Source organism: Nitrosomonas sp., from assembly GCF_019635155.1.
Lineage (GTDB): Bacteria > Pseudomonadota > Gammaproteobacteria > Burkholderiales > Nitrosomonadaceae > Nitrosomonas.
Genome location: NZ_JAHBZY010000003.1, coordinates 61,446 through 85,826 on the forward strand (window position 1 = coordinate 61,446; position 24,381 = coordinate 85,826).

20 protein-coding genes are annotated in these 24,381 nt (G+C 46.8%); 16 read left to right on the top strand and 4 right to left on the bottom strand.

The features are described 5' to 3' along the window. The first annotated feature begins 177 nt into the window (after positions 1 to 177). Both KF839_RS03200 and KF839_RS03205 read left to right on the top strand, forming a co-directional pair. Positions 178 to 975 (top strand): GGDEF domain-containing protein, encoded by a 798-nt coding sequence (locus tag KF839_RS03200; RefSeq protein ID WP_292916383.1) that lies wholly within the window; start codon positions 178 to 180, stop codon positions 973 to 975. Between the two features lie 136 nt (positions 976 to 1,111). Then, the gene (locus tag KF839_RS03205; protein WP_292916384.1) at positions 1,112 to 2,350 is read left to right on the top strand and encodes an EAL and HDOD domain-containing protein; all 1,239 of its coding nucleotides are present in this window, start codon (positions 1,112 to 1,114) and stop codon (positions 2,348 to 2,350) included. A 70-nt stretch (positions 2,351 to 2,420) separates the two neighbouring features. Here KF839_RS03205 and lpxK read toward each other — a convergent pair whose 3' ends face one another. After that, the gene (lpxK, locus tag KF839_RS03210) at positions 2,421 to 3,443 is read right to left on the bottom strand and encodes a tetraacyldisaccharide 4'-kinase (protein WP_292916385.1); all 1,023 of its coding nucleotides are present in this window, start codon (positions 3,441 to 3,443) and stop codon (positions 2,421 to 2,423) included. 236 nt (positions 3,444 to 3,679) lie between these two features. Between lpxK and KF839_RS03215 the strand changes: the two genes are divergently transcribed. From KF839_RS03215 to KF839_RS03250, 8 genes are all read left to right on the top strand, one after another. Continuing rightward, positions 3,680 to 4,573: an alpha/beta fold hydrolase gene (locus KF839_RS03215; RefSeq protein ID WP_292916386.1), complete on the top strand. Its 894-nt coding sequence runs from the start codon at positions 3,680 to 3,682 to the stop codon at positions 4,571 to 4,573. A gap of 341 nt (positions 4,574 to 4,914) precedes the next feature. After that, positions 4,915 to 6,084 (top strand): molybdopterin-synthase adenylyltransferase MoeB, encoded by a 1,170-nt coding sequence (moeB, locus tag KF839_RS03220; RefSeq protein ID WP_292916387.1) that lies wholly within the window; start codon positions 4,915 to 4,917, stop codon positions 6,082 to 6,084. Positions 6,085 to 6,179: 95 nt separating this feature from the next. Continuing rightward, on the top strand, positions 6,180 to 6,620 hold the full coding sequence (locus KF839_RS03225) for a M67 family metallopeptidase (RefSeq protein WP_292916388.1): 441 nt from the start codon (positions 6,180 to 6,182) through the stop codon (positions 6,618 to 6,620). Between the two features lie 223 nt (positions 6,621 to 6,843). Continuing rightward, on the top strand, positions 6,844 to 7,116 hold the full coding sequence (locus KF839_RS03230; RefSeq protein ID WP_292916389.1) for a MoaD family protein: 273 nt from the start codon (positions 6,844 to 6,846) through the stop codon (positions 7,114 to 7,116). A 40-nt stretch (positions 7,117 to 7,156) separates the two neighbouring features. After that, complete coding sequence (locus KF839_RS03235) at positions 7,157 to 9,034, top strand: CoA transferase (RefSeq protein WP_292916390.1); 1,878 nt, start codon at positions 7,157 to 7,159, stop codon at positions 9,032 to 9,034. Further along, positions 9,031 to 10,716, top strand: a complete 1,686-nt coding sequence (locus KF839_RS03240) for a class I adenylate-forming enzyme family protein (protein ID WP_292916391.1) — start codon at positions 9,031 to 9,033, stop codon at positions 10,714 to 10,716. Before KF839_RS03235 ends, KF839_RS03240 begins: the two co-directional genes overlap by 4 nt. Then, positions 10,716 to 11,918 (top strand): acyl-CoA dehydrogenase family protein, encoded by a 1,203-nt coding sequence (locus tag KF839_RS03245; protein WP_292916392.1) that lies wholly within the window; start codon positions 10,716 to 10,718, stop codon positions 11,916 to 11,918. Before KF839_RS03240 ends, KF839_RS03245 begins: the two co-directional genes overlap by 1 nt. A gap of 84 nt (positions 11,919 to 12,002) precedes the next feature. Then, on the top strand, positions 12,003 to 13,172 hold the full coding sequence (locus KF839_RS03250) for an MFS transporter (RefSeq protein WP_292916393.1): 1,170 nt from the start codon (positions 12,003 to 12,005) through the stop codon (positions 13,170 to 13,172). A gap of 15 nt (positions 13,173 to 13,187) precedes the next feature. Here the strand turns inward: KF839_RS03250 and KF839_RS03255 are convergent, their stop codons facing one another. After that, complete coding sequence (locus tag KF839_RS03255; protein ID WP_292916394.1) at positions 13,188 to 13,973, bottom strand: alpha/beta fold hydrolase; 786 nt, start codon at positions 13,971 to 13,973, stop codon at positions 13,188 to 13,190. A gap of 60 nt (positions 13,974 to 14,033) precedes the next feature. Between KF839_RS03255 and KF839_RS03260 the strand changes: the two genes are divergently transcribed. The 5 genes from KF839_RS03260 (at position 14,034) to KF839_RS03280 (ending at position 20,860) form a co-directional block, all read left to right on the top strand. Further along, complete coding sequence (locus KF839_RS03260) at positions 14,034 to 15,569, top strand: alginate export family protein (protein ID WP_292916395.1); 1,536 nt, start codon at positions 14,034 to 14,036, stop codon at positions 15,567 to 15,569. Positions 15,570 to 15,580: 11 nt separating this feature from the next. Further along, positions 15,581 to 16,714 (top strand): glucuronyl hydrolase, encoded by a 1,134-nt coding sequence (locus KF839_RS03265; protein WP_292916396.1) that lies wholly within the window; start codon positions 15,581 to 15,583, stop codon positions 16,712 to 16,714. Positions 16,715 to 16,768: 54 nt separating this feature from the next. Then, positions 16,769 to 18,043, top strand: a complete 1,275-nt coding sequence (locus tag KF839_RS03270; protein WP_292916397.1) for an amidohydrolase family protein — start codon at positions 16,769 to 16,771, stop codon at positions 18,041 to 18,043. A gap of 318 nt (positions 18,044 to 18,361) precedes the next feature. Further along, on the top strand, positions 18,362 to 19,891 hold the full coding sequence (locus KF839_RS03275; RefSeq protein ID WP_292916398.1) for an amidohydrolase family protein: 1,530 nt from the start codon (positions 18,362 to 18,364) through the stop codon (positions 19,889 to 19,891). 156 nt (positions 19,892 to 20,047) lie between these two features. Further along, positions 20,048 to 20,860 carry a PEP-CTERM sorting domain-containing protein gene (locus KF839_RS03280; protein ID WP_292916399.1) on the top strand — a complete coding sequence of 271 codons (813 nt, stop codon included), beginning with the start codon at positions 20,048 to 20,050 and terminating at the stop codon, positions 20,858 to 20,860. A 153-nt stretch (positions 20,861 to 21,013) separates the two neighbouring features. Here the strand turns inward: KF839_RS03280 and KF839_RS03285 are convergent, their stop codons facing one another. Both KF839_RS03285 and KF839_RS03290 read right to left on the bottom strand, forming a co-directional pair. After that, complete coding sequence (locus tag KF839_RS03285) at positions 21,014 to 22,714, bottom strand: alginate export family protein (RefSeq protein WP_292916400.1); 1,701 nt, start codon at positions 22,712 to 22,714, stop codon at positions 21,014 to 21,016. 306 nt (positions 22,715 to 23,020) lie between these two features. Further along, the gene (locus KF839_RS03290; RefSeq protein ID WP_292916401.1) at positions 23,021 to 23,881 is read right to left on the bottom strand and encodes a radical SAM protein; all 861 of its coding nucleotides are present in this window, start codon (positions 23,879 to 23,881) and stop codon (positions 23,021 to 23,023) included. A gap of 42 nt (positions 23,882 to 23,923) precedes the next feature. On the opposite strand from KF839_RS03290, the gene queD reads away from it, so the two are divergent. After that, positions 23,924 to 24,373 (top strand): 6-carboxytetrahydropterin synthase QueD, encoded by a 450-nt coding sequence (queD, locus tag KF839_RS03295; RefSeq protein ID WP_292916402.1) that lies wholly within the window; start codon positions 23,924 to 23,926, stop codon positions 24,371 to 24,373. Positions 24,374 to 24,381 lie beyond the last annotated feature (8 nt).

Consider the following 24,381-nt stretch of genomic DNA (forward strand, 5'->3'; position numbering starts at 1 on the left):
TATGATTGCAAATAACATGGATTTCCCTTGTTATTCATTCAATTCAATACGGGTTAGCTCTGTTAACTTTATGTCCATGGCAGTCTATACCGGTATGGGTTCTCCTTCGCAATCCAACGAATTATTCCCGAACTGGCATAGCCTGGCATTCAATGCGGTTAATTGAGGAGAATAGCTATGCAAGGAGCTACCAAAAAAGGACAAAAAGGGATGTTGCGACTGGTTAAATCAGATGCTATTACAAGTGAGCGAAAACCTATGATTGATTCTGAAGATTACTACAAGCAAGTTGAACGCTATGCTGATCAGATTCGAAGAACGAGGAATCCAGATGAAATCATTCGTATTCTTGACATCGTCCTATCTGAAACCAAAGAGTTAAGAACCAATGATGAAGTTTTTACTGCGCGAGAGCAGATTAAACGTGCAGAACAGAAAATTGAAACATTAAAAGATGAGATCGAGCAATTACGCGGGCTTGTACAAACTGACCAGATGACTGGAGCTTTTAACCGGCGTGGATTGGATGAAACATTTATTCGTGAGGCAGCTCGTGCGGATAGAAATGCACAATCACTAGGTGTGGTTGTCATTGACCTGGATAATTTCAAGCAAATTAACGATAATCTTGGTCATCAGTATGGCGATAGCATTCTGATTAATTTTGTAGCCGTGGCGAAGGAAACACTGCGCCCTACCGATATCGTTGCGCGTTTTGGTGGCGAAGAATTTGTAATTCTATTGCCTGATGTTGTGATGGAAGACGCATTGACCATTATTCAGAGGTTACAAAATAATCTGTCTAAAAGCTTGTCAATACAAATTGATAATAAATCAATCCCAGTTACGTTTAGCGCCGGAGTGGCGTTGCGTTCATTTGGCGAACATCAGAATTCCGTGGTCAGCCGGGCTGATAAAGCGCTCTATCAAGCAAAACGAACCGGGAAGAATTGCGCAATTCCTGCGCTAGCATAACAATTTCGCAATAGCCAGTATGTATTAAACATGCCGTTATCCCTAACGGTTCGTGGTGATTATTTTTCAAAATTCAGTTTGAAATAATACGCGTTCTGATTTTAAAAATACTGATAGGTTTAATGTGAGGAACTAGATGGAAGGTTTTTTTCTTGGGCGACAACCGATTTTAGATCGTAACCAAAACCTGGTGGCATTTGAGCTTCTTTTTAGACGGGAAGAATCGGATGAGTCAGCTACGATAACAAACGACTTATCAGCATCGGCCAATGTCATTATCAACGCGTATTGCCAGTTGGGCATCCAAAATGTGCTGGGTAAATTACGGGGGTTTGTTAATGCAAATCCTGAACTGGTGATGAGTGACATTATCAGCTTGATGCCAACTAAGCATGTTGTCCTTGAAATTAAGGAAACAGAATCGATTACAGCGGAATTCTTGACGCGATGCAATGAGCTCAAGCAAAAAGGATACCAATTTGCCCTCGATAATATCGTCGAAATTAATAGCAGGGTTGAACAGTTGCTTCCGATCGTCAGTGTTGTGAAAGTAAACGTACTGGCGCTAGAAAAGCCGGAATTGACTAAAATCGTGGCGGAATTGAATCGTTGGCCGGTATTATTATTAGCACTCAAAGTTGAGAGCCGGGAGCAAGAAGCACTATGCCGACAATTAGGATTCCAAATGTTCCAGGGATATTATTTTGCCAAACCGGAAGTCATGGCGGTTAAAAGAGCGGATCCAGGAAAGCTTGCGTTGCTAAAATTGTTAACATTGGCTATGGGTGATAGCGATGTCGAGGAATTAGAAAAAGAATTTAAACATCAACCCGGACTCAGTTATAACTTGATGCGTATGGTCAATTCGGTAGCGAATGGTTTGCCGCAAAAGATTAACTCAATTAAACATGCGATTTTAATTCTAGGGCGCCAGCAGCTGCAAAGATGGATTCAGTTGTTGCTGTATACTGCGGACCAAGCTGATGGCGGTACATCCAATGCATTGATGCAAACAGCGGCTGCGCGAGGAAAATTACTGGAATTAATCGCGAAAGCGGAACGTCCGCATGATAAGAATCACCATGAAAGAGCTTTTATGGTTGGAATATTATCGCTTTTGGATATTCTACTGGGCATGGATATGCAACAGATAATAGACAAATTAGGCATTCCGGAAGATATGAGTCAGGCTTTATTGACGCGTGATGGGCGTTTAGGTCAAGAACTAAAATTAGTCGAGGCCAATGAGAAAGGGGAAGTGACGGCGATTCAAACAATTTTGAATAGCTTGGGTTTTATAAGCTTAAGTGAACTGGCTGACATTGAACTGCAAGCGATTGGCTGGGCCAACCGGATTGGTGAATCAGTCGATTGATGCGGGTTAACTTCCTGAATCTATCAAGCGCTAGCATCCCTCAGCGTCTCCTGGTATGAAGCATCATAGTTTAGTGACTTTGATTCGAAATATTTCGAAGTTTATTTAACAAAGCGGATTGTAGCTCGCTATCGATCCAAGCTTTCTGAGGTAACGCCCAAAGCTTATCATTTGCAAAATCCTGGCACTGAAGTGCATTTTCTTCGGGCATCAGCACCGCATCAGCATTTGGAAAATCAATGTCCTGCGGGATAAATCGATGATTCTCTGAATATGTATGGAACTCGGCATCGATTCTGGCTTTTAAAAGCGCTTCATGAAACCAGTGAAAATTATTAACATCTGAAACAGCATGCAGTGGTTCATTTCCGAAATCTGAAACGGTTTTTCTGGTTTTGGAATCGAGTATTTTATAAGCGATTTCGTAGAACAGTTTCATGACGTAGGTTTTACGTCGATTCGCGAAGTTTCTCAAATACCCGGGGTCGTTGTTTGTCACAATAAAACTTTCTTTATTGAGATCATCGAGGCTTGCTCTGAGTGGGCCGGCGGGCAATAGCAAACCATTCCCAAAGCTTTGTTCGTTAAAATCAACTACAATTACCTCGATATCCCGCTCAAGCCGGCAATCTTGGAGACCATCCGCGTAAAGAATGACGTTACAAGCCGGATATGCATTTAGCAATGCTTCAGCGACGGCAATTCTGTCATTTCCAGACCAGATCGGGCAAGACATTCCAATGTGTTCGGCTATTAACAGAGTCTTGGTCCCGTAACGTTGGCGATCGGCGTTAAGTGTCACCGGTGCGGGTAATCCGGGATTGTCGGGATTACCCCGGGTGATAATGGCCGGTGAGAACCCATCGGCCAATAAGCAGTCAACTAACCAAAGCAATAAAGGTGTCTTGCTGTCATTGTCAATACTGACGCTATCAACGACTATTACAGGAACCGTCAGTTTGACCGAGTGAAAAATATCCAGCCAATAACAGGCTTTTTTAATCATTAAAAAGAACCTGTACATAATACTGAGCGGCCATAACAGTATATGTAATGGCGTGATACGATGCCAATAAAGCTCCGATAATTTCATCTTTCTTCGTTTTTGTAAAAAATAGGTCTGAGAGGGATTGTACCGGAAGCAAAATAATATTCGAATTATTGATAAATTTTTTTTGTATACTATTGATGAGTCAAGAAAAATTGAAAGCAGATTTAATATAATGGATTATCGGTTTTCAATGTTGCCGTGTGTAGGGTTTCATTTTGAGTTTATAAGAAAATGCGACTCTTTCTTGAGTGCTTAAGATTCATAACAGAGAAAATGTGATGGATATATCAATTCAGAGGTTATTAGTTCCGACTCTCTCAGCAACCGGAGAACAGCGTAAGCCGCATCATATTGTTTATACCGATTGGGGGAACCCAAAAAATCCGGAAGTCGTTATTTGTGCGCATGGGTTGACAAGGAATTGCCGGGATTTCGATTATCTTGCAGATGCTTTGCAAAATGACTTCAGGGTAATCTGCGTGGATGTTGTTGGGCGCGGCCAAAGTGATTGGCTGGAACATGCGCAAGATTACGATTTTTACCCTTTATATTTGTCAGATGCGCTGGCATTGGTGACACATATCCAATCGCAGTATCAACGGAAAATCACATTGAATTGGGTCGGAACATCAATGGGAGGATTGATAGGAATGGTCCTGGCGATCCAACCGAATCTCCCGGTTCCTCTCAACAGATTGGTCATGAGCGATATTGGTCCATTAATTCCTGCAACAGCGCTGAACAGAATTGCCGATTATGTTGGCAAAGACCCGAGATTTGATAGCTTTGAAGCATTTAAAACGTACATGAAAGCGATTTCGGTGACGTTTGGTCCATTAACCGAAGAGCAATGGACCCATATGGCCGTTTATAGCGCGCGTGAATATGCGGATGGCACCTATGGTTTTCGCTATGATCCAAAAATTGCTTTCACTTTCCAAGCCCATGAAGTCACTGATATTGATCTCTGGCAACAATGGGACCAGTTGACGACACCTACATTGGTTTTACGTGGCACCGAATCGGATGTGCTATCGGTAGAGACGGCGGCACAAATGCAGATACGCGGTCCTAAAGCACGTATTGTGGAGTTGCCGGGAATCGGTCATTCGCCGATGCTGATGGACGATTATCAAATTAAAATAGTTCGGGATTTCATCAAGAACTCCTAGTTTCTCCAGGTGATTCTCCTAGAGAGATCAGATAATAAAGAACCGAATCACTCGCTGCTGCTGAGTAATAATCGCGTGCGCCTATACTCACTCCGATTTCAAGTTTTTCATTGAATTTTCCATAGATAATCTTTAAAAAAATTCGCTGTGGCAAATTGTCGCGCGGCAATTTGCCACATTCCCAACATTTCCCTTTTCATTTAAATTTCGCAAATCTTAGCGAGCTATGTTCGCTATAGAGAAACCAGGCGCAAAAATAAGCGTAAATCCTGTATGCAGCGAATTTAAACGCTAGCAGCGACAAATAGATACGCGATAAGAATTTTTGAATGGAGAGTCTCATGCAATTGCCACCATTAGTGAAATCTGTTGAAAATTTAAGCAAGCCAGAGATTTCGCGCTATAGCCGTCATGTCTTGATTCCCGAAGTGGGATTGAAAGGACAGCAGCGGCTTAAAAATAGTAAGGTTTTAGTGATAGGCGCCGGTGGGTTAGGTTCTCCGGTGCTCATGTATCTTGCCGCCGCTGGTATCGGAACACTCGGCATCATTGATTTTGATATCGTCGATGAATCGAATTTACAAAGGCAAATCATTCATGGCCAATCGGACATCGGTCGACTCAAATCCGAAAGTGCCCGGGACGCCATATCAGAGATTAATCCGTACGTAACCGTGCAATTGCATCGCGAACGGCTGGAAGCAGCCAATGCCATGACGATTATTGCAGCGTATGACTTGATTATCGATGGTACCGATAATTTTGCCACCCGGTACTTGGTGAATGATGCCTGTGTGCTGGCAGGAAAACCTTATGTATGGGGATCGATCTTTCGTTTTGAAGGGCAAGTTTCAGTGTTCTGGGAAAACGCGCCGGATGACGTCGGCTTGAATTATCGCGACCTGTACCCGGAACCGCCACCGGCGGAAATGGCGCCTTCCTGCGCGGAAGGCGGCGTGTTGGGAGTTTTGTGCGCGTCGATTGGTTCGATGATGGCCACTGAAGCGATTAAATTAATTACCGGTATCGGTGAGACCATGCTCGGACGATTAGCCGTTTATGATGCGCTGGACATGAGTTACCGGTTCATTCCAATCCGGCGAGCACCTGTTAGGACTGCGATCACGCAATTGATCGATTATCAGAGATTTTGTGGTATGAGCCGCGTACCGGATCGTGACACATCGATTCCTGTGATTAGTGCAAGGGAACTGAAAGCGATCAAAGATCAAGGGAAAGACGTGCAACTCATCGATGTTCGTGGCATCGAGGAATGGAATATCGTACATATCGATGGCGCCAAACATATTCCCAAGAATCAGATGATGTCCTCAGAAATGCTGTCTTCTCTGAATAAAGAAGATTTTATCGTTTTGCATTGCAAAATGGGCGCGCGTTCTCGCGATGTGCTGATCGAAATGCAGAAATATGGATTTAGCAACGTAAAAAGTCTGGAGGGCGGGATTCTGGCATGGATTAATGATGTCGATCAATCGTTGCCAACTTATTGAGCACATGCGCGATTAACAAGTGGAATAGCCACAGTAATAGGAAAGACCTGTTTTTTTACTGATTAATTGGTTTTTATATTAGGAGACTAGCAATTATGTTAACGATACATCACAAGTTGGTGGAAGCCATGATTTCGCAAGCGATGAGCGACCATCCGATCGAAACCTGCGGCGTTATTGCAGGACCTGCAGGATACAACTTACCGCTGCGCTTGATTCCTATGAAGAATATCGCACAGTCGGAAAACTTTTTCAGGTTTGATCCGCAGCAACAATTGCTGGTCTGGAAAGAGATGGATGCTCGCGGCGAAGAGCCGATTGTCATCTACCATTCGCATACCAGCAGCCAAGCTTATCCGAGCCGTGCCGATGCGGAACTTGCGACCGAGCCGCAAGCGCATTATGTGATTATTCCGACGGCTTCTCTCAACGAAGAAGTGCGCAGCTTTCGCATTATCGATCAAATGGTGATCGAAGAACGGATCCGCATCGTGCATCAATACCAGCCGGAACTGGAATTGCAAATGGTTGCATAAATAAGCGATCGACTTCAAAGGCTTCCGGCGAAATTTCTGGAAAGTTTCCGGAATGAATAATCAAAGTGTTTTGTATGGCTCTCCCTTCAGATTTCTTCGAGTTCAATGCAAAAGCATTGCTCGCGCAAAGAATCGAAGAAATCTGAACTTTCATTTCCATGCCGTCGCCGATCAAGCAATCCATCCATCGTTAGTTACGTAAGTTTTTTCTACAGGAGCAGAGATGCCGATTAAAGTCATAATCCCAACGATATTAAGGCCGCTGACAAATCAGCAAAAACATATTCATATTGATGGTTTCAAGGTTTCCGAAGTGATTGATCGGATGGAGCAGCAATATCCCGGTATTAAAGCGAAACTGGTGTCGGAAGGAAATGCGCATCGTTTTATCAACATCTATGTTAACGATAATGACATCCGATTCCAGGAAGGGCTTGCCACATCCTTACAAGAGGGCGATGTGATGACAATACTACCCGCAGTGGCCGGTGGTTAAACAGTGCCGTTCAATTAATGAATATGCATATAACGCACCCATGAATCATTCTTTACAGAATTGCGTGATTACCGGGCCATGGGAAAATCCGGCTTCAAATTTCTCGGCGGCAATTTTTTCTTTGTTTTATCAGACCAGTACGATAGGGATGAAAATCAAAGATGCGCATGACGGAATTGATGAATCGGGTTTTTCATTTGTACTGGAAACTCCTGTGACGACTCCGGTTGTTTGCGAAGTGACTGCTTGGGATCAAGCAAGCGAATCGAATAATGTCGCGAGTGAAAATATCATCCAGGCTGCATGCGGACTGATGTCGGTTCATGGGCGAGCTTCCGGAAAAATACAATCACTTGGTCTCAATTATGTATCAACCCTGACGGCCGCATTAGCATTGCAGGGTGCGACCGCCGCCGCACTTGGTCAATTGCGCGGCTTGCCGCATGCCGATGTGCGGATTTCTATGGTTTCGGCGGCGTTACTGAGTGTTTCTCAATATTTAGCGGATGCGACAGTTAATACAACGGATGAAAATTTACCGGCCGCGGCTAAAAATCGAATTCCTGCGCCGCCCTTTATTTCTTCGGATGATGTGGTTTTTGAGTTGGAAACTTTGAATGCCGAACCATGGCTGAAGTTTTGGACCCGGTTGGGCATCAGTGCAACGTTGGCTGGTAAAGGCTGGACCGCCTTTTTACTCCGTTACGCCAAAGCGATTGCACCGTTGCCTGATGAACTATTTCATGCGCTCACACACGTGACGTACCAAGATATTGCGGCATTATGTTCGCAAACGGGGTTATCGATTTGTCCTGTGCAAACGATGAGCGACAGAGTTACCGATGAGCAGCTTAAATGCGAATGGTTGAATGGCCCTTGGGCATTCGAATTGACTACAGCTGCGACAGCTTCGTTTCGCAACAATAACAATCATGGATTGCCTCTGAGCGGATTGACGGTCATCGAGTCTTGCCGCCGCATTCAAGGCCCGCTGGCCGGTCATTTACTGGCGTTACTAGGAGCCGAAGTTATTCGTATCGAACCACCGGGGGGCGATCCATTACGCGGTATGCCACCGCTATCGGACGGATGTTCGGTGAGATTCGATGCATTGAATCGGTTTAAGACCATTCGTGAGATTGATATTAAATCCGCTGCCGGTCGCGCTGAGGTGATGGAATTAGCAAAGAACGCGGATGTTTTCTTGCACAATTGGGCGCCTCATAAAGCCGCGCAGTTGAAACTGGATGCTGCCGATCTGGCGGATGTCAATCCGGCTTTGGTCTATGCCTATGCGGCCGGCTGGTCAAATGATGGCGATTCATCCTTTAGGCTCAATGCAATACCGGGCACCGATTTTATGGTGCAAGCCCATTCCGGTGTCGCGCACAAAATATCGCAAGCATGCGGCATCCGTGGGGGAACGCTATTTACTGTATTGGATCTGCTAGGTGGCGTTGTTGCAGCCCAAGGAATAACCATCGCCTTACTCAATCGTTATCTGAACCATACCGGTGGCAAAGTCACATCATCGCTATTGAGCGCGGCCACACTATTATGCAGCGAAGATTTTCAGCATCAATATCATTTCTTCGAGACCAATGTTCCAGCCGTAAGCCGATTTAACAATATATATGCAACCAAACAAGGAATGCTGGCAATCGAGTGTTGTGACGAAGCGGCGTTGCAGCGATTGTTTCAGATTATTGATGATGGACAGATCGATATTATGCAGCGGTTGGATGAGATACTGCTCACAAATAGCGCGCAAGAATGGGTAAAACTGTTTCAGCAAGCGGGGATTCCCGCTGCAGTTGTAATTGAAGATCTCGCTGATCTTTATGATTGTCCTCAGTTGCGACCCTTGCTTAATCGAGGGTCTTACACGCAAGTGACTTCTCCATGGAGTTTTCAATGAATCATTCTGGAATATTGGATCTGGTTCCGGTCGAGGTGCGGAATCAGTGGATCAAGAGCGGTATATATCCCAATAAATCTTTGTATCAGCTTTTTTGTGAAAAAGTTCAGATACATCCGGACAAACAGGCAGTCGTTTCTTTGGAACAGACGATTAGCTATGAACAATTGCAGTATCGGGTTGCGTGCTTGGCTGCCAGTTTCCGCTCGTTGGGTATCGTTGCCGGAGATGTGATCGCATATCAACTGTCCAATAGTTGGCATCATTGTGCGATTGATCTGGCGGCTGCTGCACTGGGAGCGATTGTCGCGCCTTTCCCGCCCGGCCGCGGGCGCCTTGATACGCAATCACTGCTAAGCCGCTGCGATGCGCGGGTTATTATCGTCGATTCGAAATTTGTGCAAATGGACGTGTGCGAGATGATCGAATCGCTACGTCCTAACTTATTGTCACTAAGAATTCTTGTCGTGAATGGTGAAACGCGTAGTGGTTGGCATTCTCTGGAGTCGCTTTACCAATCAAAACCGATCGCTTCCAATCATTTGCCGGATGTGGATCCCGGCTGGCCGGTACGATTATTGATATCGTCAGGTACCGAATCGGATCCGAAATGGATCGCTTATTCGCATCACGCATTAGCAGGAGGGCGCGGTCGTTTTCTGCAACGTGTTCATCCGGATGGTGACAGTTTTCGCGGTTTGTATTTGATGCCATTAGGAACCGCTTTTGGTTCGACCGCGACATTTGGGGTTTTGTCTTGGCTTGGAGGTACGGTACTGGCGTTGGCGCAATTTAATGTCAGTACCACTATCCGCGCGATCGGTGAGTTGCATCCGACACATGTTTTCGGAGTGCCCACGATGTTTCAGCGCATTGCAGCGGATCCTGAGCTGACACATACGAATAAATCCAGTTTAATCGCTATCGTCAGCGGCGGTGCAAAGATCGATGAGGCATCGATTCGCCGATGTACCGAGGCATTTCAATGCGGTTTTATCAGTTTGTACGGTTCGGCTGATGGGGTGAATTGCCACACGACACTGAGTGATAGCTTGGAAACGATTTTGCACAAAACCGGCCGGCCTAACCCTGACGTGTGTTCAATCAGGATTGTCGATGAACACAAATGCGAAATGCCGCACGGCCGTATCGGCGAGATTGTCGCCAGGGGACCGATTACTCCGATGCAGTATGTTAATAACCCGGAATTGGATGCACTCTATCGCGACGAGAATGGTTGGGTTTATACCGGTGATCTTGGCTATCTCGATGAAGCAGGCTATCTCATACTAACCGGAAGGAAAAAGGAAATCATCATCCGTGGCGGCGTTAATATTAGCCCGGCTCAAATTGAAAATATTGCTGCATCGCATCCATCCGTGATCAGCGCCGTATGCGTACCGGTTGCCGATCGGGATCTCGGTCAGCGGGTTTGTCTTTGTCTGGTGATGCGTGATGGTGTCGAACGGCCATCGTTGGTGCAATTCACACGTTACTTACTGGATCAGGGACTGGAAAAAAACAAGCTGCCGGAATATCTCCGATACCTACGGCAATTACCGCTCGGGCCGGCTGGAAAGGTTGACAAAAGACGCTTGGCTGCGGATTTGGAAAGTGCGCAATTTACTGCGACCCCGGCTGTTGTGAACAAAGCGGTTTCATTAATGCAGAGGGCACATTAATGGTCGAACATTGGCAGAAAACAAACCATACAAGCGCAGCGAAAGCATTGGCGGGAAAAGTGAGGGCATTCGTTGACGAAAAGATTATCCCCAATGAATCCAAGTTAGCACTGCGGGATCAGGGCTCGATGGGATTACAAATGGAATTGACGCAATCGGCGAGACTCGCCGGACTGTGTAATTTGTTTTACCCGTTGTCGCATAGCGGGAAAATCGCTTCACTCGAAGATTATTTGATCGTTGCGGAACAAGAAGGACGAACGGAGTTTTCCCAAGATATTTTTGGCAGCCACACAGCACTGGATGCCCATATGTTGCTGCAATTCGGTAATGAGACAATTCGCCGGCATTTTCTCGAACCGATGGTCAACGGTACGGCGATACCTTGCTATGGCATGACCGAACCCGGCCATAGCGGTTCGATCCCGAGTCTGATCTCGACGACTGCCAGTTTGTCGAAAGGCAAGTGGCGTATCGATGGCAGAAAATGGTTTATTTCCAATGCTGATCGCGCGACTTTCATGACGGTACTGGCGCGTACCGGAAGTGCGGACATGCCGATTCATCATGCGCTTTCGATGATTGTTGTACCCACTGATATAGCCGGATTTAAAATTGAGCGTCAATTAACACTGATGGGGCATTTGTATGGACAAGGAGAAGTTTCACTGACCGACATACAAGTACCGGAAGAATATTTGCTGGGTATTTGCGGCAATGGCATTGAGTTGATGAACAAGCGACTGAGTTTGGGGCGTGTGCTGCGGGCCATGAATTGGATCGGCTTGGCGCAGCGCTGCTTGGATTTGATGGGTGCCCGCATTCATTCGGCTCGCGGTAAATTCAGCAGACTGGCTGACAAGCAATTGGTGCGGCAGCATATGGTCAATGCTTACCACGCGATTGCCAGCGCGCGTGAACTGATTCGAGTCGCCGCGCGCAGCGTTGATGCTCAAGCGCCGGATGATATCGCTATCAATATTGCGAAATTGGCAGCTTCTCGTGCGTTATGCACGACTTCTGATTCTGCGATTCAACTGTATGGTGCGGAGGGTCTCAGCGATTTAACACCATTGTTTGGCATTAGCCGGATCGCCCGCTCATCCCGTATTCTCGATGGCAACGATGAATCATTAATCAGTTCGGTTGGGCGTCGATTAATCAATTTTTATCAACGAGAAACGGTTTATTCCTTTGATTGATAAAACAGTGATGATTCGATTTTTCATAGTGTGTGAACACTTTTACTACCAATTATGCTAATTGCTTCAAACAAAACGACAACGGTGACGGATGTTGCATTGCAATTTCTGCTAGTTTTTGCGATGACGTTGCCGATGCTTATTTTGTATGCGACCAGCACATTGGGTTTGTTATTGAGCTCGGATCTGGGATTTGAAGCTACGTCTCTCGGTTACTTGATCATGAGTTCATTCGGACTGGCAGCGGTATTGTCGCTGTATGCCGGCCGAACGGTCGATTGTTACGGTTCGCGTCAAGCGTTACTGATACTCTTTTGTGCGGTTGCGATGGCTTTCTCTGTCATTGCCGTTGCGGTGGATTTTTATAGTTTGTTGCTCGCCGCTGCGATGTGCGGTATTGCGCAAGCGTTGTCGAATCCGGTGACCAATTCGCTCATTGCACAGCAAATTTCACCACAGAAGAAAGCTTGGGTGGTGGGATTGAAACAATCCGGCGTACAGCTTGCGGCACTTATTGCCGGATTGGCATTGCCCGCCATCGCGTTACAGTTTGGCTGGCGTACAGCGTTTGCTGTCATTGTGCCGGTTGCTCTTTTATTTTTGCTTGTAACGGTTTTTATGATTCCCCGGCAACACGTCATTGCCAATAATAGTGAATCATTCACGCGGCCTAATGCGCTATTGGGATGGTTAATGGCGATCCAGTTTTGTGTCGCGATTTCATTGTCCGCATTTGTTACCTTCTTGCCGACATTTGCAACGCAGCATGGCATGGAGCTGCTATGGGCGGATACGTTGATCGCTGCTTTCGGTGTTATGGGTATGTTGTCCAGAATCTTATTGACGCCCATCGGCGCAAAGCTCAAAGATGAATCCTTGCTGCTCTTTGCACTCATTGCTGTCGCGGCTTGCACCATGATTCTAATGCAGCAAACGGACTCTCATAGCCATTGGCGCTTGTGGATAGGTGCTGTTGGCATGGGATTTACAGCAGTCGCTACCAATGCGATCGCTATGAGCATGTTGATTAGAGACGCTGGATTTGGTGCGGTTACGACGTCTTCAAGTTATGTATCTGTAGCGTTTTTTTCGGGTTTTGCATTGGGACCGCCATTATATGGAATGATCTCCAATTATTTCGGCAATCCCCGGTTTGGCTGGGGGGTGATGATCGGTGTTTTGATTATCGCGTGCACGATGACGTTACTGCTTGCCAATGCGCGACGACAAAAAAGCCGGATCGTTATGCGGTAATTCTTTGCTGAATTGTTACGGGTGATCAAGAAATTCAATGATGGTTCTTGCAAATAATTCAGGTGCGTTGCGCATGGCGCTGTGTTGTTGTCCTGGCAAGATGGCGCGCTGGCTATGGACCAAGCATTGCTGCAGTAAATCGGCTGTTTTGAAGCGTCGTTCATGACTATCTCCGCCGATCATGAGCAGAATGGGGATTTTTAGACCTTGGAATCTTTGTGGCGCAAAAACGTAACGGTCAATGCTTTGCAATTCGCGCAAGATGGTATGAGCGGCGGCTACTCTTGGAGCCCAATTGGCACTGGCTCGTAGAGCGGTAATTTCGTGTTGCGGTGTTTTAAGCAAATCACAAAAAAATAATAACAGCGATTCTTCCCATGCATTCTGATCCCATAGAACTTGCAAGTGATGTTCCAATTCCGCGGACCAGCCGCTGCCTGTCAGTGTGATTGAAGGTTCATAAAGAATCAGCTTGCCGACGTTGGAAGTCAGCAGCGCAGCCTCAAGTGCGCACAATCCGCCAAATGAATGGCCCGCTACATTAACGCGGTTTCCAATGGCGTCGATGACCGCGGCGATATCTTCGCATTCGCGTGCAAAAGCATAGCTGTGACTATCGCCACTATGACCCCGGCCACGCCGGTCCAAGCTCCATACGGTGAAATGCTGTTGCAGTAGCGCGAGTGACGATGTCCACGTGGTGTGATCGCCGGTTGTTCCATGAATCAATAACAGCGGATCGCCGGTGCCGCCTTGCCAGCAAGCAATCGCGGTACCGTCTTTGGATGGGATGAGTTTCATTGATGGTTACAAAGTTATTTTACGGAATATAGATTAAATAATAATTATTTAAATTAATTTATGGTTATTAATCAAACGATTTTCAGAAAAGAAATTAGCTTTACTTCGATTGCAAGAACTATCCAAACAGCATTGCTTTGTTTGGCGATACCGGTATTTTCCATGGCTGCTATCGCCAAGGCAAGCAATGATCCCAAGCCTTTGGGGTATATCAACCAGCATCTGCGGATCAATGGTGAATGGATGAGCAGTTATGAAGTATGGAATTTCTTTCGTCCGGAAGCGGCTGTCGATAGTTCTTACGATTTATGGGTGCTGCGCGCCAGACTGGGTGCATTGTTTACATCATCCTATGTGGATGGTTTTGCGCAAGGGCAATATGTTGGTTTATACGGTTTACCAAATGACGCTATCGTGCCGGGCGGCAGACCGTTGGGGTTGGGTGCTGCTTATTTTCAAACGAATCAAACAACCGATGCAAGTAATGTGTTTCTGAAACAGGGCTATATGAATTTCAAATTGCATGCGATGGGGGTGCCGGGTACATCAGTCAAAGTCGGACGTTTCGAACTGACGGATGGCATGGAGACCACCAGCGGTATGGAGAAATTCGATGCGTTGAAACGCCGGCGCATTGCGAAGCGGCTATTGGGCGGTTTTAATGCAATTTATATCGGACGGACATTCGACGGTTTCTCAGTCGTTTATGATCAACCAACCGTCAATTTGACTGTCAGCGGCATACGACCGACGCAAGGTAATCTTACGGTTCAGGGACAGCAGCAGATAAATGATATTAATATTGTTTTTGCTGCGCTGACCGGTAAAAAAGATGCGTGGCTACCTGGAACCGAAGGCCGCTTGTTTTACATGAATTACAACGATCAACGCGATACGCAAGTGGTCGATAATCGCTCTTCCGGTGCAAGGCCGTTTCTTAATCAGCAAAGATTGGATATTCATACCATTGGAGCAAACTTGCTGTCGCTGCATACCGTGGGTCCCGGCAGTTTCGATGCTTTGTTGTGGGCGGCTTACCAGTTCGGCCATTGGACTTCCCAATCGCACCGTGCCTGGGCTGTTGCGGCTGAAGCAGGTTATCAATGGACGCAGTTGCCACTGAGGCCATGGCTGCGAGCCGTCTATTACCGCAGTTCGGGCGATAGCGATCCGCACGATGGCACCCATCAAACTTATTTCTCCGGGGTGCCGAGCGGCCGGCTCTATGCCAAGTTTCCATTTTATAACCTGATGAATATCCAAGACGCATTTGTCGAGGTCATTACTTCGCTCACTCCCAAATTACAGGCAAATATCAATGTGCATCAACTGTCTCTGGGCAACTCCAGCGATTTGCTGTATGGCGGCCTGGGAGCTGCTTTGAACAAAGGCCCGTTCGGTTATTCGGGTAACTCATCGGGCGGGGCCAGCAATATCGGTCAATTGGTGGACATTGCATTGACCTATACGTATAGCAAGCAATTTACCGCGCGTCTTTATTATGGGCACGCATTCGGGAGTGGCGTGATGAAAAACATCTATCCGGGGAAAAGCGATGCGAATAATTTTCTTGTTGATTTTAATATGATCTTTTAGGGAGAGTACGTATGTCGGCAGTTTATACAACCGGCGAACAACTGGTTAGCGTTCAAGAGATGATTGGTGCAATCGAATCGCTATTTTGCCGCATGGATGCGGTCGATAAGCAATGTGGTAGTGAATTTCCACTGTTTTCTCCTGGAAATAGCAATGCATGGACGGTGTCACAAGGCGGTTCGTGGGCTGGTGGATTTTGGAGCGCTTGCTGGTGGCTGAGAGCGAAGGTAACCGATTCAGTCCGTGATCAACGCAGAGCATCCGAGATTGCGCAACAATTGGTTGCAAAGACTACGGTTGATTCGGGTTACCGCAGTTTGATTTTTTGGTACGGGGCAGCCTTGGGTGCGTTGTGGTTTCGAGATGCGCTTGCACAGCAACTGACGCAACAATCGTTGATTGCGATTACGCATAGTTTCGATCCTAAGCTTAATTGTTTTCCACTCGGTACGGCCATGGGAGGCGGCAAGCGTGGCAACCAAGTGGTGACGATTGATAGCTTTGCCTCGATGGTTCAGCTTTTGGGCAATAGCGAACAAAGTCTTCATCGTTTTATGGTGCAACGGCATACCGAAACAATGCTCGCAGCGTGTTACCGCGATAGCGGTGCGGTCCATGCCACAGCGCATTTTGATGGCCGGGGTTTTGAGCCGGTCGGGCAAGCCGGTCAGTGGTCACGCGGACAGGCGTGGGCGATGCTGGGGTTGAGCCGGTCAGCGGCGTTGTGGGGAGAGCCTTATGTCACGCTTGCGAGAAACGCGTGCGAGTATTGGATAACTTCCAGACCGGACCCGCTGGCGCCTAACCGGCTTGATGAATCATCACCGGGCTATGATCCGTCCGCATCGGTGATTGCTGCGCTGGCAATGCTGTCACTGGCAAATATTGTTCCGGACGGCGAATCTTTGCGGCTATTTTCACATCGCCAAGTTAGTGCAGTTATGCGCAGTCACTATTTCACAATTCTCCAGGCAGATATGAATTCTATGATGGATCAAGGCGATAGAAATTCCGCCATTTTCTGGGGGTGTTGCTATAAAACGGATTCCAAGGTTGAAGAACTGGTGGAATCAGCTTGGGGCAGTTTTTTTCTAATGGCTGTCCTTTGTGCATTAACAGGGTCTGTTGAGCCCGGGTATTGTTAGTCAGCATTTTAAAATCAATAGAACGATCTCAAAACTCCAAACCAGGTGAATTTTATGCAGCTATCTATCCTTAATAAAATTTCGACTCCAATCGTATGCAATCTTTTTCTAATGGTCTTGTCATTTTTCTCTGCGCCGGTTCTTGCACAAGATAAAGCAGCTCCTCTATTGTTGCATGCCGCGCGTGTTTTTGACGGCGATAGCATCAAAACCGATATGTCCATAATTATCAAAGATGGTGTGGTTGCGAAGATTCAACCTCGCGGACAGACGATCGCAGAGACTGAAATGACTGTGATGGATTTAGGTGATGCGACTATTTTTCCAGGTTTTATCGAGCTGCATGCGCACTTGACTTGTCAGAACGTTTCGCCCGAAGTTGTTTTGCGTCATGGTATTACCACAATCCGTGATTTGGGAGGGCCGGTTCATTTACCTTTCGGTGGTGCGGGCAGCTTGCGGGTACTCACATCCGGTCCGATTATTACGGCGTCTGGCGGATACCCGATCGTAACCATGGGCTCTGAAAATATTGCCGTTGCAGTGGTTGACGAAAAGGAAGCGCGCGCGACGGTGAAACGCTTGGTTGGTGAGGGCGCTGTTGTCATTAAAATCGCCCTCGAACCCGGCGGGGAAACTGGTGCACCCTGGACATCTCATCATCACGACCCCGCACATCACGGATCGCATCACTTAAAACACGACGACGCGAATCATCATGCAATGCAACATTCGCATCAGAAAGCAACTTGGCCGGTCTTATCCGAAACGGTTGTAAAGGCGATTGTCGATGAAGCTCATCAACAGAAACGTAAGGTGTCGGCGCATGTGGCCGAACCTGCCGGGGTACAAATTGCGTTAAATACAGGTGTCGACGAGTGGGCGCATATGCCTTGCGAGTTGATTCCGGAGGCGCTCTTAAAGCAAGCAATTGCGCAGCAAGTAACAATAATCAGCACCATCGATACGCTATCAAAATGTCCGGGTATCGTCCAAAATGCAACCGCTTGGGCGGCATTGGGCGGCGAGCTTTTATATGGTTCCGAAATTGCGCACCCGGATGTTCCCTGGGGTATCAACGCGCAGGAACTTATGTACATGATGCAAGCTGCCAAAATGGATCCACTGGATGCGGTACGCGCCGCAACTTCCAAAGCTGGGCGGCATTTAGGCATACCGTTGCTGGGTACTCTGCAGCCGGGCGCTCCCGCCGATCTCATCGTTTTCAAGGGGAATCCATTGCAAACTATGAAGCGTTTTGAATATCCGGATCTTGTGATCTCCGGCGGTCAAATTGTGGTCAATCAAATTGAATCTCCCAGCAAATAGGATGTGCTGGGTCATTTTCTCTGTATCAGCAGCTTTATCTGCATTCGTTAACGTCAAAAACGTATCGTCGTGATGTATTTCTGTATTGTCAAGCCCGCTATCCGGAAAAATTTATCACACGCGTTTCTTGTTTCATTGTGATGTGACAATTTGTCGCATTTTCAATGAAAATTCCTAACTTTATAATGAATTTTTGCTGCAAATGTCAGCAAAATCTTCAGGAAATTTTTCTTGATCCATTTTTATTGTGTTGTTGAAACAAGTTTTGGCGACATCAATAAGAGCACTATTAATATTCGAAGGAAATACATTTCTAAAATGATTAAAAAATTTTTTTCTCAAACTGCAATTAAGGTATTGATCTTAACTATCCTTTCGGCAGGAATCAGCCTCAATGCGCATGGACATGATGGCGAGGATGATTCCGGGGCTACATCTGTACCTGGTCTTCCGGCTTGTCAAATACTTTCAGCCGCGCGATTATTCGACGGTATCAACTTTCCCGAAGATAACAAAGCTGTTCTCATCGAAGGTAATAAGATTAAGCAGGTTGGTACCCTGGCGGAATTAAGCAGTTCATGCGCCAATCAATTGGATTTGGGTGATTCGACGATACTACCGGGATTTATTGAATCGCATGCGCATATTACATTTCAAAATGTAAATAAAGACACAGTGCTGAAGCATGGCATTACAACGGTACAAGACACAGGCGGTCCTTTGATGGCGGTCGAAGGAGGGCAAGGCACTTTGCGATTGCTGAGCGTCGGCCCGATTATTCAGGCGGTCGGAGGTTATCCGTTGAACATATTCGGCGGTGGTGATGGCGGTTTGGATCAAATTGGGATTCATGTGGCTTCCGTGGCCGAAGCCGAGCAAGTCGTCACCGATCTTGTCACCGGAGGAGCGACTGCCATTAAGGTCGCACTGGAACCGGGAGGTGAAAGCGGCGCGCCATGGATGCAACCGCATGATGGTCCGGTACCGGCTACCCCTTGGCCAATGATATCGCAAGACATCGCGAATGCCATTGTGGCTAAAGCACATGCATTGGGCAAACGTGTTCTCGTGCATGTCGGTGAGAATACCGGCTTTGAGCGAGCGCTTAATGCCGGGGTGGATGAATTCGCACATATTCCTTGTGCCGAGATTAGCGAAGATCTGCTGCAACGAGCTGTAGACCAGGGAGTGACCTTTGTTACGACGATCGATACCCTGGCTTCCTGCGTCGATACCGCTACTGGTAAAGGTATTCATTCCAATACGATGAGTTTGGCTAGCAAGGGCGCTAAATTTATCTATGGATCGGAAATTGGACACGATAACGTTCCGTGGGGAATTAACGGCGAGGAGCTCCATGCGATGTTGCACTTAACCAGTGGAGAATCAATCGATTTTACCGATGTGGTAAATGTCATTAAAGCAGCAACTTCAAAAGCCGGCGAGCACCTGGGATTGGCTCCGTTGGGAACCTTAACGCCCGATGCTCCGGCGGATGTAATTGCGGTAAAAGGCAATCCATTTGAAAAGTTCAAGATCCTGGAATATCCGGATTTAGTTCTGTCTGGCGGACGCACAATTGTCAATAATTATATCAGTGAGTTATCTGAGGAAAAGATCAACTGTTTCTTTAATTGGGCGGAAGGCAAATATTCCGAAGCTCTGGCACCGGCAGGCGCAGCCACTCAAATTTCAGGTATTTACAGTTATCGTTACTATTCGGGCACGAAAGCCTATCTGGGCGTTTCCTCGGCAGACTATCATCTGTATTACATGCATGAAGAAGATGGCGAATTGCATGATCAAGGCTTATTGGTGAATTGGTTGCCGGTGTCTGAGTGTAATTAGTAAACAAGGGAATGCTGAGCGATTCTTTACGTGGTACGCGCTCCCTCGAATATCGGATTGATAAATCTTGATCGCTGTGTTTCGTGCAGTTTCATAGCATCTTATCGCGTATCCGGATTCCTCAGCCTTCCTTAAATATAAATTAGAGGAATTAGCATGATGTTAAAACAAATGCGTTGGATTGGTACTACCATATTGGCGTTCGGTTTTATTACCGTACCGGCTCAAGCAGCCGGCTCGCTGGTCATCGGCAGCACGCTGCATAAACTCGCAGAAGGCACCACCTTTGATGTCTGGAAATTTAAAATACTGGGTACCGGTACATTTACCGTCGATGTCGCCGCGTATGAAGCCTCACAAAACAACGTGACCACTCCAGGTTATTTCACGAGCGATATCAACGGTGATGGGGAGTTGACCTGGCTTGACGCCGATACCTATTTTTATCACGATACCGGCGCTATTAAAACGACCGATGCTATTTTCCGCTGTGACGACGTCGAGAATAATTGCGGCGGTACTACCGGTGCCAGCAATTATTTCAACGGTTATACACCCGAAACCAGTCCCTTGACGCGTACCACCCACCTACTGAGTGAAGCATCCGTCGACGGTTCGGTGCATTTCCGCCGTGATCCCTGGTATGACGTAACCGTTAACACGCCGGGTGATTATCAATTTCTGATTGCCGATTTCCGCCTGGATCCTGCCGAAGCTGTCGCAGGTATTAATGCCGGTGACAATTTTTCGGCTCCTACCGGTTTTGTCAGTCCGATTCTGGATCATGCCGATTATCGCGTTACCTTTAGTTCGTCTGATATGTATATCAGTATTTCCGGTGATACGATTACGATGACGCCCGTTCCGGAACCCGAAACTTGGGTAATGTTGCTGGCCGGTTTGGGTATTCTCGGCTGGCGAATGAACGAGCAAATCCGCGAGAAACTCGGCGCGACATTTGCCGGATAAGTTATTAAGCAGAGACTAAAGGAGTCGCTGCTTAATTCGCAGAAAGTATCGCATCTTTCAGGTTACCGGAATTTCGTTCAAACAAAGCAAAGTACTTTCTGAAAACAACAACGGCATCCATTTGGATGCCGTTGTTGTTTCGTGCAAAGATTCTTAGAAACGAATGTTGTATTGAACGTAGAACAAATCCGGATTGGCGCCTGGCCGTTGCCGGTCGAGGAAGGTACCGCTCCAAAGTTTCGAATATCCCACCAAAACATCCTGGTGACGGCTGACGTGCAGATTGAGACGGAAATCCAATTCGTCGCCGACATGACTGCCGGATTGACCGGTCACATCCCGTAGTGTTGCCAGACCGGCTGCGTTATACAGATAGTCACGCTTATTCGCTAAGTAAAAGCGATGATATTGCGTAATGAATGTGATCCATGGCATCGGGTGCATGGTAAATTGCGCGTTAAAATCATGAATGTTCTGGCGTCCGACCCGATCCAGGTAGCCCATGTAGTAATGACCGAACGGAAACAGTTGGTTGAAGGTATTGCTGCGGCCATCGGTATGACTACTATCACCGGATGCAAAATCATAGCGGATCCAACCTTGTGGATTCATCGGTAACGGAAAGCGGTAACCGACACCCGTAGCGGTTGCAAACGCGGATACATCCAGTCCCGAACGGCGTCCAAACTGGTACATACCTTCAATTTCGTATAACAAATTATCAAAATTACCGACTAAACGTCCGCCGATCGTATGGGTGTCGGCATTTGCGCCTAGAATGTTTCCTGCCAGTACGTTGGCTGCGGAAATGTTACGGTCGTTGATTAAACTCAAGAAATAAAGATCAATTGCGTGCCCGGGTTTAGGTTTGTTGGTCGCCCATAAACCGAAGAAGTTTTGTTGCGTATCCCAATTGTCAACATTGCTTTTTTCGGTAATCATCGGACGAACCCAGAACGCATCCAAATCCCATTGCGGATTGCGCCAGAAAAATTTAACGCCCTGGAAAGTGCGGCGGGTATTTACCCAATCCAGTGTTGAGATCAGCCGTTGTGAGCCATACATTAATTCTTGCCGGCCAACACGCGCATACACCGGACCGTTATTGACGGAAGCCAATTTGATGTCAGTGAACATGTTCAGGAAGTCAGCGTGATTACGGTCAGTAGGAAGCGGCGGCAATTCGGAACTGAAAGCTCGTGCATCCAATAACTCTGCGAACAACCGGACTCGGTCGCGGTACCATAAATCCGCATGAAAACGAGTGCGCAGCAGATGAAAATCATTATTGAGATCGGCTGCATTCAAGCGGCTATCGGTTTCATGGGTATAGCGATACCAGAAGCTGCCGCCGAATGATAGCAACCAATCGTTACTTAACTTGATTCTTTTGACCGGATCAAAAAAGTCCTTTTCATGATCCGGGGTGTCCAAATAGCGAAAATCGATGTCATAAGAAGGAGTTGTTAATAACGCGAAAGGAGCATAAGGCGCTACAGGCGGTTTTTCGCGCTTGTTACCCGTTGCCATGTCCCATAGGGAGTAATAGCCCGGACCTGCGGGGGGCAACATAAATAACCCGGGGCGCGATGGCACAGTAACCGGAGGTACTTTCGACATATCGAAAGCACCGTCAGCAGGTTTTTCTGCGGTAGTGCTCGAAGTCGCAGGTGCCGCGCCGGGAGTTGCGCTCGCAGGCGCCGGACTGGTTGCATGGACTGGGAAAGTCAAACACGCAGCGACCGCAACGATTAAACCGGTGTTTAGTATTCGATGCTGTATGTTTTTTATCCAATGCATTTCGGTTTCAACAGGAGAGGCTGTTAAAACCGATAAAATGCGACATGAACTCATAACAAAACTCCTATTATTTAGATTAGGGTGATATTGCGGCATATGTAACATTTCTCCGGTATCATGTTGTTTTTTAAAAAAATATCGATGTATTATAAATGATAACTTTCTGATGTATGGGCAAGGAATAGCTATTTTATGGGCGTTAATTGTGCTATTTCAAAAGAAAATGAAACAGTTCTGTATATATATCAACTACATAAAATATCAGTCTTGATCGAGATCAAGAAAACATAAACTGTTGTAAATAAGTTACAAACTCTTTATTCAGTGGAAGATTGTTGTACGAGGGAGATTCTTCTGGATTTATGGATTGGGTCTAACAGTTACACCCAGTGCGCCGATTCTTTCTTCAAAGTCTTGAAACCAGGTTGATTCGACGGGGGTGAGTCTGGATGCTTCGGGTTGCAGTGAGGGTCTGGCGAGGCCATATAACAAAACGCCTTGGATGAGTATGTGATTGTCGAGCAATTGCCGCATGAACGTCAGGTAACTTGATACCTCCGCTTCCGTCGGCGGCATGCCGTCGATTTGGAAAACACAAGTCTGCAACCAAGTAGGGCAATGTGCCGTCGCGATACGAAGATGCTCTTGAATTTTCTTTAAACTCATAGAAGTATGATTGATGCGCTGTCTTTCTTTGGCCGATGCGCGGTCGAATTTAAACCAAACTTCGCCATTAATCTCAGCCATTCGTCGTAAACCGGTTTGTACGTTAGCACGGTGAATTAAGCTGCCATTGGTGATGAGCACTGTTTTCAGATCAACCGGTAACGCAAAGTCTTTTTTGATATGGCCGATGAGTTCGATGATTCGGTCAAATTCTCTGGCGCTGGTCGGCTCGCCGTTTCCGGATAATGCGATATCGCTGATTTTTCTGACTTCCGGGGGTACATGGCGATCCATAAAATCGCCATGGATCAAATCACTCAGAAATAAACGCAACTCGGCTTCAAATTTTTCCAAGTCGATAGACGGCGCTGTGCCTCGCTTCAGATCGGGAACCTGGCAATAGACACAACGCCAGTTGCAAGCGTTATTGGGGTTCAGGTTAATGCCGATCGAAACACCACCGGCGCGCCGTGAAATAACCGGGTATACATAAGTCAACCCGGCGCTATCGCGACTATGGTCAGTGGTATTCAATAGTTTAGAAGTTGTTTGCAATGTTACAATTCCGCATATTCATATTGCGAAAAAAATGGACGAATGTTAATCACACGGCGGTTGGAATTTGATGCAGGTCACCGGATTTCTACACATAACAGTCAATGCCGACACCTGCATGGACACCGCTACCGCATGGAGATTACACTCTCCGGCGATATTATCGCTGACAAAGGCGTGGCGCAGCAAGGCATGGTGATGGATTTTTCCGAAGTAAAACAAATTGCGAAATCGGTGTTAGTCGATCATTGGGACCATGCTTTTCTGGTTTATTCTCGTGATACCAAAGTGCTGCAGTTTTTGCAATCAATCGAAGATCATAAAACGGTGGTGTTGGATGCGCAACCAACCGCGGAAAATCTGGCATTAATCGCTTTCGAAATTTTAGACGGAGCGTACCGCGACAAATATGGCAACCATTTGCAACTCGAACAAGTCCGCTTATATGAAACGCCTAATTGCTGGGCCGATGCCGTACGTGGCAAACGCTGATTTTAAAA